Source organism: Pseudomonas sp. P8_229, assembly GCF_034008635.1.
Lineage (GTDB): Bacteria > Pseudomonadota > Gammaproteobacteria > Pseudomonadales > Pseudomonadaceae > Aquipseudomonas.
Genome location: NZ_CP125378.1, coordinates 5,218,851 through 5,233,157 on the forward strand (window position 1 = coordinate 5,218,851; position 14,307 = coordinate 5,233,157).

General features: G+C 60.9%; 16 protein-coding genes. 8 read left to right on the forward strand and 8 right to left on the reverse strand.

Annotated features, from left to right (window positions below):
* Nucleotides 1-38 precede the first annotated feature (38 nt).
* Complete coding sequence (locus QMK55_RS23455) at nt 39-755, forward strand: FadR/GntR family transcriptional regulator (RefSeq protein ID WP_102355818.1); 717 nt, start codon at nt 39-41, stop codon at nt 753-755.
* Nucleotides 756-959: 204 nt separating this feature from the next.
* Here the strand turns inward: QMK55_RS23455 and QMK55_RS23460 are convergent, their stop codons facing one another.
* The gene (locus QMK55_RS23460; RefSeq protein ID WP_320330059.1) at nt 960-1,853 is read right to left on the reverse strand and encodes a DMT family transporter; all 894 of its coding nucleotides are present in this window, start codon (nt 1,851-1,853) and stop codon (nt 960-962) included.
* Between the two features lie 101 nt (nt 1,854-1,954).
* Here QMK55_RS23460 and QMK55_RS23465 point away from each other — a divergent pair, with 101 nt between their 5' ends.
* Nucleotides 1,955-2,821 carry a LysR family transcriptional regulator gene (locus QMK55_RS23465; protein WP_102355820.1) on the forward strand — a complete coding sequence of 289 codons (867 nt, stop codon included), beginning with the start codon at nt 1,955-1,957 and terminating at the stop codon, nt 2,819-2,821.
* Here QMK55_RS23465 and yegQ read toward each other — a convergent pair.
* Nucleotides 2,812-4,155: a tRNA 5-hydroxyuridine modification protein YegQ gene (gene yegQ, locus QMK55_RS23470; RefSeq protein ID WP_320330060.1), complete on the reverse strand. Its 1,344-nt coding sequence runs from the start codon at nt 4,153-4,155 to the stop codon at nt 2,812-2,814. The two genes, QMK55_RS23465 and yegQ, sit on opposite strands and share 10 nt — an antisense overlap.
* A 209-nt stretch (nt 4,156-4,364) precedes the next feature.
* On the opposite strand from yegQ, the gene QMK55_RS23475 reads away from it, so the two are divergent.
* Nucleotides 4,365-5,051: a cysteine hydrolase family protein gene (locus QMK55_RS23475; protein WP_320330061.1), complete on the forward strand. Its 687-nt coding sequence runs from the start codon at nt 4,365-4,367 to the stop codon at nt 5,049-5,051.
* Nucleotides 5,052-5,161: 110 nt separating this feature from the next.
* Nucleotides 5,162-6,223: an AI-2E family transporter gene (locus tag QMK55_RS23480; RefSeq protein WP_102355823.1), complete on the forward strand. Its 1,062-nt coding sequence runs from the start codon at nt 5,162-5,164 to the stop codon at nt 6,221-6,223.
* On the opposite strand, the gene QMK55_RS23485 is transcribed toward QMK55_RS23480, so the two are convergent.
* The 3 genes from QMK55_RS23485 to QMK55_RS23495 form a co-directional block, all read right to left on the reverse strand.
* Entirely contained in the window at nt 6,220-6,402 is a 183-nt protein-coding gene (locus tag QMK55_RS23485; protein ID WP_320330062.1) for a hypothetical protein, read from the reverse strand. The genes QMK55_RS23480 and QMK55_RS23485 overlap by 4 nt on opposite strands.
* Nucleotides 6,403-6,504: 102 nt before the next feature.
* The gene (locus tag QMK55_RS23490; protein ID WP_025108897.1) at nt 6,505-6,699 is read right to left on the reverse strand and encodes a hypothetical protein; all 195 of its coding nucleotides are present in this window, start codon (nt 6,697-6,699) and stop codon (nt 6,505-6,507) included.
* Nucleotides 6,700-6,927: 228 nt separating this feature from the next.
* Complete coding sequence (locus tag QMK55_RS23495; protein ID WP_025108898.1) at nt 6,928-7,272, reverse strand: hypothetical protein; 345 nt, start codon at nt 7,270-7,272, stop codon at nt 6,928-6,930.
* 256 nt (nt 7,273-7,528) lie between these two features.
* Between QMK55_RS23495 and QMK55_RS23500 the strand changes: the two genes are divergently transcribed.
* Nucleotides 7,529-8,347, forward strand: coding sequence for a shikimate 5-dehydrogenase (locus QMK55_RS23500; protein ID WP_102355825.1), 819 nt, complete (start codon nt 7,529-7,531; stop codon nt 8,345-8,347).
* A 176-nt stretch (nt 8,348-8,523) separates the two neighbouring features.
* On the forward strand, nt 8,524-9,042 hold the full coding sequence (locus tag QMK55_RS23505; RefSeq protein ID WP_320330063.1) for a cupin domain-containing protein: 519 nt from the start codon (nt 8,524-8,526) through the stop codon (nt 9,040-9,042).
* 115 nt (nt 9,043-9,157) lie between these two features.
* Here QMK55_RS23505 and QMK55_RS23510 read toward each other — a convergent pair whose 3' ends face one another.
* A complete protein-coding gene (locus tag QMK55_RS23510) occupies nt 9,158-9,802 on the reverse strand; it encodes a YceH family protein (protein ID WP_025108901.1) in 645 nt (214 codons plus the stop codon).
* A 125-nt stretch (nt 9,803-9,927) separates the two neighbouring features.
* Here QMK55_RS23510 and QMK55_RS23515 point away from each other — a divergent pair, with 125 nt between their 5' ends.
* On the forward strand, nt 9,928-10,437 hold the full coding sequence (locus QMK55_RS23515) for a DUF1993 family protein (protein WP_025108902.1): 510 nt from the start codon (nt 9,928-9,930) through the stop codon (nt 10,435-10,437).
* 155 nt (nt 10,438-10,592) lie between these two features.
* Here the strand turns inward: QMK55_RS23515 and sstT are convergent, their stop codons facing one another.
* The gene (gene sstT / locus QMK55_RS23520; protein WP_102355828.1) at nt 10,593-11,825 is read right to left on the reverse strand and encodes a serine/threonine transporter SstT; all 1,233 of its coding nucleotides are present in this window, start codon (nt 11,823-11,825) and stop codon (nt 10,593-10,595) included.
* Nucleotides 11,826-12,160: 335 nt separating this feature from the next.
* On the opposite strand from sstT, the gene QMK55_RS23525 reads away from it, so the two are divergent.
* On the forward strand, nt 12,161-13,324 hold the full coding sequence (locus QMK55_RS23525; RefSeq protein WP_320330064.1) for an MFS transporter: 1,164 nt from the start codon (nt 12,161-12,163) through the stop codon (nt 13,322-13,324).
* On the opposite strand, the gene nhaR is transcribed toward QMK55_RS23525, so the two are convergent.
* A complete protein-coding gene (gene nhaR / locus QMK55_RS23530; RefSeq protein WP_064586920.1) occupies nt 13,319-14,218 on the reverse strand; it encodes a transcriptional activator NhaR in 900 nt (299 codons plus the stop codon). The two genes, QMK55_RS23525 and nhaR, sit on opposite strands and share 6 nt — an antisense overlap.
* Nucleotides 14,219-14,307: the final 89 nt, after the last annotated feature.

The window sequence follows — 14,307 nt, forward strand, 5'->3', positions numbered from 1 at the left end:
GTGCTACGATCCGCAAGCCCCGATGACCGGAACCGAACATGCAAGAAGACCTCGACGCCCCCGCCCGCAAACGCGCGCATAACCTTGCGCATGATCTGGTGGAAAAGCTCACCCAGAGCATCCTGCTGGGCCAGATGTTGCCAGGCGACAAGCTGCCGTCGGAGAACGCCATCGTTCAGGAACACGGCGTCAGTCGCACGGTGGTGCGCGAGGCAATTTCCAAATTGCAGGCGTCGGGGCTGGTGGAAACGCGGCACGGCATCGGCAGCTTCGTCATCGAACGCGCTGCCGAGCAGGGCTTGCGGCTGAATGTCGACACCGCGCTCGGCGTGCGCAGCATTCTTGAATTGCGCCTGGGCCTGGAGACGCAGGCCGCCGCGTTGGCGGCGCAACGGCGCAGCGATCAGCAATTGCTGCACATGCGTCAGGCGCTGGATGACTACCAGCGTCTGCTGGACAGCAACGACAGTTGCGTCGAGGCCGATCGACGCTTTCATCTGCTGATCGCCGAAGCTACCGGCAACGTCTGCTTCAGCGAAATCATGCAGCACCTGGGCAGCGCGATGATTCCGCGTCAACGGCTCAACGCTGCCGAACGCGGTGCGGCGGACTTGAGCAAGCTGGGACAGTTGGCCCATCTGGAGCACGAAGCAATTTTGAATGCGATCAAGCGTCAGGATCCGGATGCCGCGCGCGCCGCCATGTGGCTGCACCTGACCAACAGCCGCGACCGCTTCGGTGCCCGGCACGGATGAGCTGGCACTGGCCGATCACGATGCGCCGCCGGGCATGAGCCGACGCCGTTGTCGGATGACAGACGCTGAGGGTAACCCGGCGCGAGAGATTTATTGTCTGTGTCGGCCCTTTCGCGAGCAGGCTCGCTCCCACAGGTTGAACGCGCCCCCTGTAGGAGTGAGCCTGCTCGCGATAAGGTCATCAGCCTCACTAAAGATCTTCGATCAGACTTCAACCGGTCGAACCACCACCCGCCGCTCCAGATTCAACGCCAGCACACTGATCAACACCACCGCTGCCCCCACCAGCACCATCAGCGTCGGCCGCTCGCCCAGGCCCACCGAAGCAATGCCCATCGCCGTCGGCGGAATCAGGTACAGGCTCATCGTTGCCCGGCTCAAGTCCACATGCTTGAGCACAAAACCCCAGGCCAGATACGCCAGCGCACTGGGAAACACCCCCAGCGCGAGCACCGCCCACTGCACCCGCAATGGCGCCTTCAGCACTGCGTCACTCAGCCCCGGCAGGTAAATCAGCAACAGCAGCGTCCCCGACCACACCGCGTAACACGCAAGGCTAAAACCGTCGTAACGCCGGGCGTGATGTTTCTGCAGGGCGAAATAAATGCTCCACGACAGCGCCGCCAGCAGGATCAGCAAGCCATGCGCGTCGATCTGCCCGAGGCCACGGTCGGCGCTGACCACGATCACCACGCCGATCAGGCCCAGCAGCACACAGCCCCAGCGCCAGGCACTGACCTGATCCTTGAACAGATAGCGCGCCAGCAGCGTGCTGAACAGCGGGCTGGTTTGCGCCAGTACACTGCTGGCGCCGGCACTGACGCTTTGCTGGCCAATGTTCAGCGCCACGTGATGCAGGCTGACCGCGAACAATCCCAATGCAAACAGCAGGGGCACGTCGCGCCGCTGTGGCAGGCGAATGCCCTTGAACGCCGCGATCAGCGCCATGAACAGCGATGCCAGGAGAAACCGCAGCAACGCCAGATGGCCGGGTTCATAGGCTTGCAGTCCGAGATGGATGCCGGTCGGCGAATAGGCCCAGCAGGCGACCACGAAGACCATGGCCAGAACGACTTTCAAAGGGGAGGGGGACGGCATGATGAGCGCACCAGTGAGGTTGATGCGCCGAGTATCCGGGCGCGCAATCATTCGTCACAACTGACTTATACTGTGCTGAATATTCACTTTGAGTGATGAGTATGGAGCTGGCTCAGATCCGCATGTTCAAGTCCGTGGCCGATGAAGGCAGCATTGCCCGGGCCGCTGAAAAGATGTTTTGTGTGCCGTCGAACATCACCGCGCGGATCAAGGCGCTGGAGGCGGAATTGGGTGTGGCGCTGTTTCTGCGCGAAGGGCGCGGGCTACGGATCAGCCCGGCGGGGCAGACGTTTCTGGTATATGCCGAGAAGATTCTGGCGCTGACTGCCGAGGCCAAGCGTGCGCTCGATCCCGCCGCCGAACCGTCCGGCCCGCTGCGCATCGGTGCCATCGAGTCCTCGGCCACCGGGCGTTTGCCGCGGCTGTTGGCGAAATTTCACCAGCGCTATCCGCAGGTCGCGCTGGAACTGACCACCGGCACCTGGGGCCAGTTGCTCGACGACACCGTCAGCCATCGACTCGACGGCGCCATCGTTGCGGTGGACGTCGAGCGCTCGCAACTCAAACGCACACCGATGTACCGCGAAGAACTGCTGCTGATTGCCTCGACGTCATTCGGACCGGTGCACGATATCCATGACCTGCAGGACAAGACCGTGTTCATGTGGCCGCAGGGCTGCCCCTATCGGGCGGCGCTGGAGCACTGGTTGTTGCGTCAGGGGCAGGCGCTGCCGATCGTCAGCCTGGCGAGTTACGGGGCGATTGTCGGTTGCGTGAGTGCCGGCGCCGGGGTCGCGCTGGTGCCCAAGGGCGTGTTCGAGCAATACGCCAAAGGCGCCGGGTGTGTCGGCTATGAGTTCCCTGAGCTGACGGCCATCGAAAACCTGTTCTATTGGCACGAAAACGCCGGGGTGCACCCGGCGCGCGAGGCGTTTGTGGCGATGTTGCGCGAGGAGTTTCAGGCCTGAGGGCCGGTGACATCGCGCATCAACAATCCAAAGCGCAAATCCACCGCATCCGGAATCGGTAGATACACCGTGTGCCCATCGCCCGGGGCGACTTCAATGGCCTCGCCCTTGGCACTCTGCAACTGGTGCAGATCGAAGTGGAAATTGCCCTTGGGCGTCATCAGCTCCAGGTGATCACCCAGTGCAAAGCGGTTCTTCACCTTGACCTCGGCCAGCCGGTCGCGGCGCTCGCCGGTCAGTTCGCCGACGAACTGCTGACGCTCGGACACCGAGCTGCCGTTCTGATAATTCTGGTATTCGTCATGCACATGCCGGCGCAGGAAACCTTCGGTGTAGCCGCGCTGCGCCAGTGATTCCAGGTCGGTCATCAGGCTGCGGTCGAACTCGCGCCCGGCCATCGCATCGTCGATCGCTCGGCGATAGACCTGAGTGGTGCGCGCGCAATAGAAGTGCGATTTGGTGCGGCCTTCGATCTTCAGCGAATGCACGCCCATGCGGGTCAGGCGTTCAACGTGTTGCACCGCGCGCAGGTCCTTGGCGTTCATGATGTAGGTGCCGTGTTCGTCTTCGAATGCGGGCATCAGCTCATCGGGGCGATTGGCTTCCTGCAGCAGGAACACCTGATCGGTCGGTGCACCGATGCCCAGGGTCGGCTCGGGCTGGAACGTCTGCACGATTTCGCCGCGCTGATTTTCCGTGGCCTCCTGCGTCGAGTATTTCCAGCGGCAGGCGTTGGTGCAGGTGCCCTGATTGGCGTCGCGTTTGTTCATGTAACCCGACAGCAGGCAGCGCCCGGAGTAGGCCATGCACAGCGCGCCGTGAACGAACACTTCCAGCTCCATGCCTGGCACCTGCTCGCGGATTTCGCCGATTTCCTCCAGCGATAATTCCCGCGAGAGGATGATCCGGCTCAGCCCCTGTTGCTGCCAGAACTCGACGCTCGCCCAGTTCACCGTATTCGCCTGCACCGAGAGGTGGATCGGCATCTGTGGAAAATGCCGGCGTACCAGCATGATCAACCCCGGGTCGGACATGATCAGCGCATCGGGTGCCATCTCGATCACTGGCGCCAGGTCCTTGAGGAAGGTCTTCAGCTTGGCGTTGTGCGGGGCGATGTTGACCACCACGTAGAAGCGCTTGCCCTGAGCCTGCGCTTCGCGAATGCCGAGCGCGAGGTTGGCGTGGTCGAACTCGTTGTTGCGCACCCGCAGGCTGTAACGCGGCTGCCCGGCGTAGACCGCATCGGCGCCGTAGGCGAAGGCGTAGCGCATGTTCTTCAGGGTGCCGGCGGGAGCGAGCAGCTCCGGGGCGGCGAGGGGCAGGTCAGGGATCATGGCGGCAGGCATCGGTCGCAAAAGCGCGGCAGGGTAGTGCAGTGGCCATCGTGGTTTATTGATCTGGATCTACCTTTGCGCGGGTCGCGCTGATCTGCGCAGCTGATCTGTGCAGGACTGGCACAAATCATGTGCCGGTTTCACTGTGTTCGGTGGGGGGGTGGCTGCTTAAGATTGGCGCATCCACTCAACCGAAGCAGGAACATCCCATGCAGAACTTCACCCGTCGTTTACTTGCCGCTTGTGCATTTTCCGGTGTGTTGACCAGTAGCGCGGCCATGGCCGACAACCACCCGACCATTCGGGCGATGTCCGGCGCCACGCCGGTCGATCATCTACCCGCCGGCAAATCGGCATTGCTGGTGATCGATTTCCAGAATGAATACTTCAGCGGCAAGATGCCGATCCCGGACGGCGCCACTGCCCTGACGAAAACCGGTGAACTGATCGCCTTCGCCGACAGCCACAAAATCCCGGTGTATCACGTGCAGCACGTCGCGCCGGCCGGTTCGGCGGTGTTTGCCATCGACGGTGAGACAGTGAAGTTCCACAAGGACATGCAGCCGCGTCCGCAGGATGTAGTTCTGCAGAAAACCACGGTCAGCGTGTTCGGCAGCACCGACCTTGACGAGCAACTGAAAAAAGCCGGTATCCAGACGCTGATCATTTCCGGCCTGATGACCCACGCTTGCGTGGCGGGTGCGGCACGGGATGCTGCGCCATTGGGCTACAACGTGATCGTCGCTGCCGATGCCTCGGCGACCCGCGCCATTACCCGGAGCAACGGTGTGTCCATCGACAAGGATTCCCTGCACAAGGCGGCACTGGCGGAAGTCGAAGACACCTTCGGCGACGTGCTCACGACTGAACAGATTGTGCAGTTGCCGGTGCGCTGACGGCGTTTGCCGATCGGCAACTATGCTCCATGAACAAAGATGGCACTCGCGCGCGCCCCGGCGGACTAAGGTTCGTGGCGTGCGAGACGCCTGACTGACATGGACCGGACATGAACGAGAAAACCCTGCAATTCAAATCCCTCACCGTGTTGCTGCTGTTGGTGACGGTCGCCTTCATCTGGATTCTGCTGCCGTTCTACGGTGCGGTGTTCTGGGCGGTGATCCTCGGCATTCTGTTTGCGCCGATGCAACGCCGGTTGCAGCAGAAGTTCGGCTGGCAGCGCAACCTGACATCTTTATGCACCCTGGGTATTTGCCTGGTCATCGCGATTCTGCCGGTGATCATCCTCAGCGTGTTGCTGGTCCAGGAAGGCGCGACGTTGTACAACAACATCGAAAGCGGCCAACTGGACATCGGTGCCTATCTGGCGCAGTTCAAACACAGCCTGCCGCCGTACTTTCAGCACTTGCTCGATCGCTTCGGCATGGGCGAACTCAACGGTCTGCGCGAAAAAATCGTCAAGGCGTCGATGCAGGGCAGCCAGGTGCTGGCCACTCAGGCCTTCAGTTTCGGCCAGGGCACGTTCGAGTTCGTGGTCAGCTTCGGCATCATGCTCTACCTGCTGTTTTTCTTTCTGCGCGATGGCGCCGAACTGGTGCGCAAGGTCCGTACGGCCGTGCCGCTGGAAGAAAGTCACAAACGGCGTTTGCAGTTGAAGTTCAACCGGGTGGTGCGCGCGACCGTGAAGGGCAACCTGGTGGTGGCGGTCACTCAGGGCGCATTGGGCGGGGCGATTTTCTGGTTTCTCGACATCCCCAGCGCGTTGCTGTGGGCGGTGCTGATGGGCTTTCTGTCGCTGTTGCCAGCAGTGGGGGCGGGGATCGTCTGGGCGCCGGTGGCGCTGTACTTCCTGCTCAGCGGGATGATCTGGCAGGGCGCGGTGCTGGCGCTGTTCGGAGTGTTCGTGATCGGTTTGGTGGACAACGTGCTACGGCCGATTCTGGTGGGCAAGGACACGCGTATGCCCGATTACATGATTCTGATCTCGACCCTCGGCGGGCTGGCGGTGTTCGGTCTCAACGGTTTCGTGATCGGCCCGCTGATTGCGGCGCTGTTCATGTCGAGTTGGGCGCTGTTCATCGAGACCAAACCAAAGGTCCAATTACCTTAAACGTGGAACGGCGCGCTGATGATTTTCTGCGACAGGGCCTGCGCCGCCGGCAAGGACGTGAGCGGGCCACTGATTGGCTCGCCGTCGCGCACCAGATACCAGCAGGCCAGCAATCCCGACTCTCTGAGGGATGCGGGAACCGCGCTGCCGACCACCGACATGATTTGAACCTGAGCCATGACACGTACCTCCATCAATCGATGGAGCTACCTTATGGATTCGCCGCGCTCAGGGACAATCAACGCTTTCGATAGTCGTCATTGATAACCGTGAGGACTGTTTCAGTCGACAACCTGGTCGAGCATGTGCACCACTTCGCGCTCGTTGAGCAGGCCCTTGTGCACCAGGTTCTCGGCCAATAGCGAAAGAAACTTGGCGCAGCGGTGGCCTTCCAGGTGCTTGAGTTCGGTCAGCGCGCTGTACACCTTGCTGGAAGTGCATAAACCGACGATGCGGTGCGGATTTTGTGTAGGCATGAGTCGTCCTTGTTTTTATCAACCTGTTGTTTACGGACGGATTCAGATTGCGGTTCCGTCATGACAAATAGATGACCGTTCTGTGTTTTGCCCCCAACGGTCAGGTTCATCATGCCGACTTTAGCTGCTCAAACTGTCCTCACAGCGACCTTGGCGAGATTTTTTCAGACTCTACCCGACCGACGGTCATAAAAAAGCCCCGCTATAAAGCAGGGCTCTGTCTTGCTGTTACCAGCGACCACCGTAGTAGTGCGGGTGACCGTAGTAGCCGCGTGGTGGGCCGTAGTAAACCGGGCCCGGTACGTAAACCGGTTGTTGTACGTAGACCGGGGCCGGCTGGTAGTAGACCGGTGGCGGCGGTTGTTGCACATAAACCGGTGCCGGTTGAGCGTAAACAGGCTGTTGGACGTAGACCGGCCGGTCCTGGTTGATCAACGCTGAGCCGATGATGGCCGAGCCGACGATCGCGCCAAATACCGCCGGGCCTTGCCAGCCACCGCCGTGGGCTTCTGCCTGACCTGTGATAGCGAATGCACCAATCAACAAGGCCACGATGGGGAGTTTACGAATCATGATAATTCCTCGGTTCTTCGACCCGGCGTCCGGGCCTGCACCAGGCCCAAAGTTGTCGCGGGGATACTTCTATGACAGCGAAATTCTGAAAATCAGCACAGCCGCTGGGTAAATTTTGTGTAAGGTCTGTACCGGCTTCTTTACCGGTGGGTCAAAGGGGCCTGCGGCCCGTTGCAGACAGGCGCTCATGATCGTTCAGAACCCGATGGAATGGCTAACTCCGTCCATCCGAAAGTCCGTTTGAAGGAGAAGTTTCATGCAGATGAATCCCAACAAAGACACCCAGCTGTGCATGTCCCTGTCGGGGCGCCCCGGGAATTTCGGTCTGCGGTTTCATAACCATTTGTATGAGCAGTTGGGCCTGAATTTCTACTACAAGGCGTTCAGCAGTCAGGACTTGCCGGGTGCCGTGGGCGGAATTCGCGCACTGGGCATTCGTGGTTGCGGTGTGTCGATGCCCTTCAAGGAAGCCTGCATTGCGCTGGTCGATGAGCTGGATGCGTCGGCGGCGGCGATCCAGTCGATCAACACCATTGTTAACACCCACGGCCACCTCAAGGCCTACAACACCGACTACATCGCCATCGCCCAGCTACTGCAAACCCACGCGGTGCCAAAAGATACGACGTTCGCCCTGCGCGGCAGCGGTGGCATGGCCAAAGCGGTGGCCAGCGCCTTGCGCGATGGTGGCTACAAACACGGTTTGATTGTGGCCCGTAACGAGCGCGCGGGCAGGGCACTGGCGGATTCGCTAGGCTATCGCTGGCAGGCGGAACTGGGCGAAGAACGCCCGCAGATGCTGATCAACGTCACCCCGGTAGGTATGGACGGCGGGCCGGAGGCAGGGCAACTGGCGTTCACGCCTGAGGTGATCAAAACCGCCGACACGGTGTTCGATGTGGTAGCGATCCCGTCGGAGACGCCGCTGATCGTGCGCGGCCGGGCCGAGGGTAAAAAGGTGATTACCGGGCTGGAGGTGATTGCTATCCAGGCGCTGGAGCAGTTTGTCCTGTACACGGGCGTGCGGCCGACTGAAGAGCAGTTTGCGGCGGCGGTCGCGTTTGCTCGTAGCTGATGTGTGTTTGCCGGACTGGCCTCATCGCGAGCAGGCTCACTCCTACAATGAAATGCGTTTCTCTGTGGGAGCGAGCCTGCTCGCGAAGGCCGCAACCCGGTTCAGATCGGGTGCCTATACTGCGGCATCAGCAAGCAAAGACTTGCCCCTCATAAAAACCGTGATCGAGGCTGCCCATGCATCCGCCCATCCTCAACCTGCACCAGGTCGAACTCGAACCCCTTCCCGAAGCCCTCGCTCCTGAAGGCGAAACCGCTGGTCGCTATCAGCAGAGCATGGCCCGTATCGGCCAGCAGCTTGGCGCGCAGAAGCTTGGCTATCGGCTGTACGCATTGCCGCCGGGCATGCGCGGCAGTCCGTTTCACAGCCATCGGGTCAATGAAGAGATGTTCTATGTGGTGGCGGGCGAGGGCGAGGTGCGGCTGGGCGCCGAGCGCTTCCCGATCCGTGCTGGCGATGTGATTGCCTGTCCGCCCGGTGGCCGCGAAACGGCGCACCAGATCATCAACACCAGCGATGCAGAACTGCGTTATCTGGCGGTCAGTACGCAGCAGCAACCGGACATCTGTGAGTACCCGGATTCGGATAAATACGTGGTGATGGATAACTTCAAGGTCGACGCCCAGGGCAATGCGTCAGGCTTCGTTGCCGTGGCGCGGCAGGCGGATGGGGTGGATTACTGGGATGGCGAATAATCCGTAGATCCCATGTAGGAGTGAGCCTGCTCGCGATGGTGGCCTGTCAGGCAATGAATTTCTGAATGAACCACCGCAATCGCGAGCAGGCTCACTCCTACAAGGGGGTGTGGTGCTATTCGAGGCGGGCCAGGCGCTCTTCCAGCGCGGCGATCCGTGCTTCCAGCTCCTCGATGCGCTCGACCGAAACACCGCCGCTCGCGCGTTCCCCGGGATTGTGCCGTGCCGCGAGAATCGCCTCGATGTCCGCCGGATCGCCCAGCGCATGGGTGTAGCGGTCTTCGCGCTGACCGGCCTGACGCGGGATCAACACCGCGAGCCCGCGCGCGATCAGGCGTTCAAGCTGATGCACCACTTGCTCGGCATCTTCGAAATCATGCATGCGGCCGCTGCGGGTCAGCAGTTCGTTGACGGTCTGCGGGCCGCGCAGAAACATCAGCCCGGTGAGAATCACCTGGGCCGGCACCAGCTCCAGCGCCTTGTCGATCTTGTGCTCCCAGCGATCAGCGCGACTGCCCATGACAAGCTTGGTGTAACCGTGGCTCTCCAGCGCCCGCAGGCTCTGGCCGACCTGGCCTTGAGTCAGGTTCATCACCGGCTCGCGGCTGGTTTTCTGATTGCAGGCCAGCACCAGTGCGTTGAGAGTCAGCGGGTAGGTTTCCGGGCTGGTGGCCTGTTTTTCGATCAGCGAACCCAGAATGCGGATTTCCGTGGCGTTGAGCCGTGGTTCGTCGGTGATGGTTTCAAGTTCGGTGGTCATCGCGCGTTCCCTCTGCAGTCGAAGGCGCCTAGCCTAATCCTTGGCTAACAAAAGGCAAGCCGTGTGGTCATCAAGCATGGCTATAATCGCCTCCACGTTCCACCCAGCCACCACACGAGACTGCCATGACCATTTCCCTGTACGCCGCATCCGTCCCGGTTTTTCAACAAATGCTCAACGCCCTGAGCGATGTCCTGAAAAAGGCTGAAGCCCACGCCACCGAGAAAAACATCGACCCGAACGCCTTCCTGCAAGCGCGCCTGTACCCGGACATGTTCCCGCTGGTGCGTCAGGTACAGATCGCGGTCGATTTCGCCAAGGGCGTTTCCTCGCGTCTGGCCGAAGTCGAAATCCCGAAATATGACGATACCGAAACCACCTTCGCCGAGCTGCAAGCGTTGATCGCCAAGGTCCTGGCCTACATCGGCGAGATCAAGCCTGAGCAGATCAACGGCAAGGAAGGCATCGAGATCGTTACCCGTCCGGGCACCCCGAAAGAGAAGCGCTTCAGCGGCCAGGCTTACCTGCTGAGCTACGGTCTGCCGCAGTTCTTCTTCCACGTCACCACCACCTACGCGCTGCTGCGTCACAACGGTGTTGAAGTGGGTAAACGCGATTTCATGGGCGCGTACTAAAACACCTGGCAACAAAAAAGCCCGCCAAGGTTTGCGCCTTGGCGGGCTTTTTATTGCTTTTCTGTAGGAGTGAGCCTGCTCGCGACAGCGGTGTGTCATTCAAAGGTACGTTTGCAGATCAGACGCCATCGCGAGCAAGCTCATTCCTGCAGGGGTTATGCGGTGCGTTGGGCTTTTGCCTCTTCACCCAGGCATGCCGCTGCAGTGAACAGCACGTCAGTGGAGGAGTTCAGCGCGGTTTCCGCCGAGTCCTGCAACACGCCGATGATGAAGCCGACCGCCACCACCTGCATGGCGATTTCGCTCGGGATGCCGAACAGGCTGCACGCCAGCGGGATCAGCAGCAGCGAACCGCCGGCCACGCCCGAGGCGCCACAGGCGCAGATCGCGGCCACGAGGCTGAGCAGGATCGCGGTCGGAATGTCCACCGCAATGCCCAGCGTGTGCACCGCGGCCAGGGTCAGCACGGTGATGGTGATTGCCGCGCCGGCCATGTTGATGGTCGCGCCGAGCGGGATCGAGACCGAATAGGTGTCTTCGTGCAGGCCCAGGCGCTTGCTCAGTTCCAGGTTGACCGGAATGTTCGCCGCCGAGCTGCGGGTAAAGAATGCGGTGATGCCGCTCTCGCGCAGGCACTTGAGGGTCAGCGGGTACGGATTGCGACGCAGTTTCCAGAACACGATCAGCGGGTTCATCACCAACGCCACGAACAGCATGCAGCCCAGCAGCACGGCCAGCAGGTGCGCATAACCGATCAGCGCGCCGAAGCCCGAAGTCGCGAGGGTCGAGGCCACCAGACCGAAGATGCCCAGCGGGGCGAAACGAATCACCACACGTACGATCAGCGTCACGCCGTTGGACAGGTCACCGACCACTTCGCGGGTGGTGTCACCGGCGTGGCGAATGGCGACGCCCATGCCGATCGCCCAGGCCAGAATGCCGATGAAGTTGGCGTTCATCAGCGCGCTGACCGGATTATCGACCACGCTCAGCAGCAGGCTTTGCAGCACCTCGGCGATGCCGCCCGGCGCGGTGACTGCCACGTTGTCGGTGGACAGCACCAGATGAGAGGGGAAGGCCATGCTGGCGACAACAGCGACCACGGCTGCCGCGAAGGTGCCGAGCAGGTACAGGAACAGGATCGGTCGAATGTGCGTTTCCTGACCGTGTTTGTGGTTGGCAATCGAGGCCATCACCAGCACGAACACCAGAATCGGTGCCACGGCTTTCAGCGCCGAGACAAACACTTTACCGATGAACGCCGAGCCTTTCGCCACTTCCGGGGCGAACAGCGCCAGGGCTATGCCGGCAATCAGGCCGATCAGGATCTGCGTGACCAGGCTTAGGTTTTTCAGGCGTTGCAATAGAGAAGGGGATGAAGCGGTCATAACGGCATCTCTGGTTTTTTATAGGGTGCAAGTTACGTGAAACCAGCGACAACATCGGGGGCAGGCCACTGGCACGAACCGAAAGGGCTGACGCGACATCAACGCCATTAAACCGGTCGTTGATCAGGGTGTACGTTTTTCGGGGCGCGGACTTTATCACAGGGTAGGCGTTATCCTTCAGGCCTGTGACGATCTGCCACCCGATTGATCGGCAAGTCGGCAGGTTTGTGCAAGTCAGCGCTGAAACACTCTGTTAAGATTCGCCATCCTCATTTTAATAGTTGCCAGCGGGCCTTTCGGTCATCGCTGGTGTCGTCGTTTTGCTGGAGTTGCCCATGCTGTTGCCCATCCTTCTGTTGTCCGCTGCCGGATTCACGGTGCTGACCACGGAGTTCGTCATTGTCGGACTGCTGCCGGCGATTGCCCGCGACCTGGCGGTGACCATTCCGCAAGCCGGTCTGCTGGTGACTCTATTCGCTTTCACAGTGGCGATGTTCGGTCCATTTTTGACCGCGTATTTCGCCCGCTTCGAGCGGCGCAAGCTGTTCATCACCATCCTGATCATGTTCGGCCTGGCCAACACCGTGGCGGCGCTGGCGCCGAACATCTGGGTGATGGCCATTGCCCGGTTGATCCCTGCGCTCGGCCTGCCGGTGTTCTGGGCGCTGGCCAGTGAAACGGCGGTGGACATCGTCGGCCCGGACTACGCCGGCCGCGCGATTGCCAAGATCGGCTTCGGCATCGTCTGCGCCACGGTGTTTGGCATTCCGGTGGGCACGCTGATTTCCGATGCGTTCGGTTGGCGCAGTGCTTTTGGCATTCTGGCGGTGATCGCCTTTGCCAAGGCCTTGCTGCTGTTTGTTTACTTGCCGAAAACCAGCCTGCACCAGCATCAGGTCAGCTTCGCCTCGCAGTTCAAGATTCTGCGCAGCCCGTTGATGATCGGTCATATCGTGCTGTCGATTCTGGTGTTCAGCGGCATGTTTACCGCTTACACGTATCTGGCCGACATTCTTGAGCGCCTTGCCGGGTTCAACGGCACTGTGGTTGGTTGGTGCCTGATGGCCTTCGGTGCGGTGGGGCTGATCGGCAACTCGCTGGGCGGTCGTGCGGTGGACCGGCATCCGCTGGGCGCGTCAGTGCTGTTCTGTGCGTTCATGATTGCCGGCATGGTGTCGCTGGTGCCGAACATTCATTCGCCGCTGGGGTTGTCGGTGGCGATGGGGATCTGGGGCGTGACCCAGGCCGCGTTGTTTCTGGTCAGCCATGTGCGCCTGATGAAAGCGGCGCCAGAAGCACCAGCCTTTGCCGCCTCCTTGAATATCGCCGGGGCCAATCTGGGGATCGGCCTGGGCGCCATCGTCGGTGGCCGGGTCATCGACAGTGCAGGTCTGGGCTTCCTGGGCTTTGCCGCCGCCGGCTTCATCCTGTTGTCGGTGTTCCTCGCCATGGTGTTGATGACGCTCAAGCCGCGCGAAATGTGCGCCGAAGCGTCATAACGCAGTAAACAGTTCGCGTCGGGCACCTTCGGTAATCGCAACGATGCCGGGGTGCTTGACCTTGCGCTCCACCGAAATGGCATAGAACGACTCGGTCACCGCGTCGGTCTGGCCAATCACCTCGACGCCGTACTGGCGTTTGACCTCATCGGCAATCACGCTCGGGCCGATGAAAATTCCGCTGCCCGATTGGCCGAAGGCCTGCATCAGGGCGCTGTCATCGAATTCCCCAACGATTTGCGGCTGAATCTGCTGCTCGGCGAACCAGCGCTGCAAACGGCTGCGCACTACGGTTTCGGCGCCGGGAATCAACAACGGTGCGCCATTGAGACTGCGCGGGAAGTCCTGCCCGTATTGCGCCGCCAACTGCGCGGTGGCGAAGAAACTGATCCCGCATTCCCCAAGCTTCTGGCTGTAGCCCTTGATGTCGAGGTGCGAGGGCATGGGGCTGTCGGAGATCACCAGGTCCAGACGCTGGATCGCCAGGTCCGCCAGCAAACGTTCGAGTTTGTCTTCGCGGCAGGTGATGCGCAGCGGCTCGTTGAGCTCCATGGTCGGCGCGATCAGGCGATAGACGATGGATTTGGGCACCACATCCGCCACGCCGACGCGGAACAGGATCTGCTGTTCGTTGGGCTGGGCACGCAGCATCAACTCCAGCTCACCGCCTAACTGGAACATCTGCTCGGCGTAGGGCAGGGCCTGGCGCCCGGCTTCGGTCAGTTCCAGTTGGCGGCCGACCCGTTGAAACAATTCGATGCCATAGGTTTGTTCGAGCAGCGAAATCTGCCCGCTGATGGTCTGCGGCGTCAGGTTCAGCTGTTCGCAGGCGCGCACGATGCTGCCGGTCTTGGCGACCACCCAGAAGTAATGCAGTTGTCGGTAATTGAGCATCGCGCAATGGCCTCTGCGGGGAGAATTCTGGATTCGTAAAAATCGAAGTATAGCCGCTAAAAATACGAATTTTCCTGAAGTGTTTGTCT

Coding starts and splice junctions, on each gene's coding strand:
- QMK55_RS23455 (WP_102355818.1), top strand. CDS start 39: ATGCAAGAAGACCTCGACGCCCCCGCCCGCAAACGCGCGCATAACCTT.
- QMK55_RS23460 (WP_320330059.1), bottom strand. CDS start 1,853: ATGCCGTCCCCCTCCCCTTTGAAAGTCGTTCTGGCCATGGTCTTCGTG.
- QMK55_RS23465 (WP_102355820.1), top strand. CDS start 1,955: ATGGAGCTGGCTCAGATCCGCATGTTCAAGTCCGTGGCCGATGAAGGC.
- yegQ (WP_320330060.1), bottom strand. CDS start 4,155: ATGATCCCTGACCTGCCCCTCGCCGCCCCGGAGCTGCTCGCTCCCGCC.
- QMK55_RS23475 (WP_320330061.1), top strand. CDS start 4,365: ATGCAGAACTTCACCCGTCGTTTACTTGCCGCTTGTGCATTTTCCGGT.
- QMK55_RS23480 (WP_102355823.1), top strand. CDS start 5,162: ATGAACGAGAAAACCCTGCAATTCAAATCCCTCACCGTGTTGCTGCTG.
- QMK55_RS23485 (WP_320330062.1), bottom strand. CDS start 6,402: ATGGCTCAGGTTCAAATCATGTCGGTGGTCGGCAGCGCGGTTCCCGCA.
- QMK55_RS23490 (WP_025108897.1), bottom strand. CDS start 6,699: ATGCCTACACAAAATCCGCACCGCATCGTCGGTTTATGCACTTCCAGC.
- QMK55_RS23495 (WP_025108898.1), bottom strand. CDS start 7,272: ATGATTCGTAAACTCCCCATCGTGGCCTTGTTGATTGGTGCATTCGCT.
- QMK55_RS23500 (WP_102355825.1), top strand. CDS start 7,529: ATGCAGATGAATCCCAACAAAGACACCCAGCTGTGCATGTCCCTGTCG.
- QMK55_RS23505 (WP_320330063.1), top strand. CDS start 8,524: ATGCATCCGCCCATCCTCAACCTGCACCAGGTCGAACTCGAACCCCTT.
- QMK55_RS23510 (WP_025108901.1), bottom strand. CDS start 9,802: ATGACCACCGAACTTGAAACCATCACCGACGAACCACGGCTCAACGCC.
- QMK55_RS23515 (WP_025108902.1), top strand. CDS start 9,928: ATGACCATTTCCCTGTACGCCGCATCCGTCCCGGTTTTTCAACAAATG.
- sstT (WP_102355828.1), bottom strand. CDS start 11,825: ATGACCGCTTCATCCCCTTCTCTATTGCAACGCCTGAAAAACCTAAGC.
- QMK55_RS23525 (WP_320330064.1), top strand. CDS start 12,161: ATGCTGTTGCCCATCCTTCTGTTGTCCGCTGCCGGATTCACGGTGCTG.
- nhaR (WP_064586920.1), bottom strand. CDS start 14,218: ATGCTCAATTACCGACAACTGCATTACTTCTGGGTGGTCGCCAAGACC.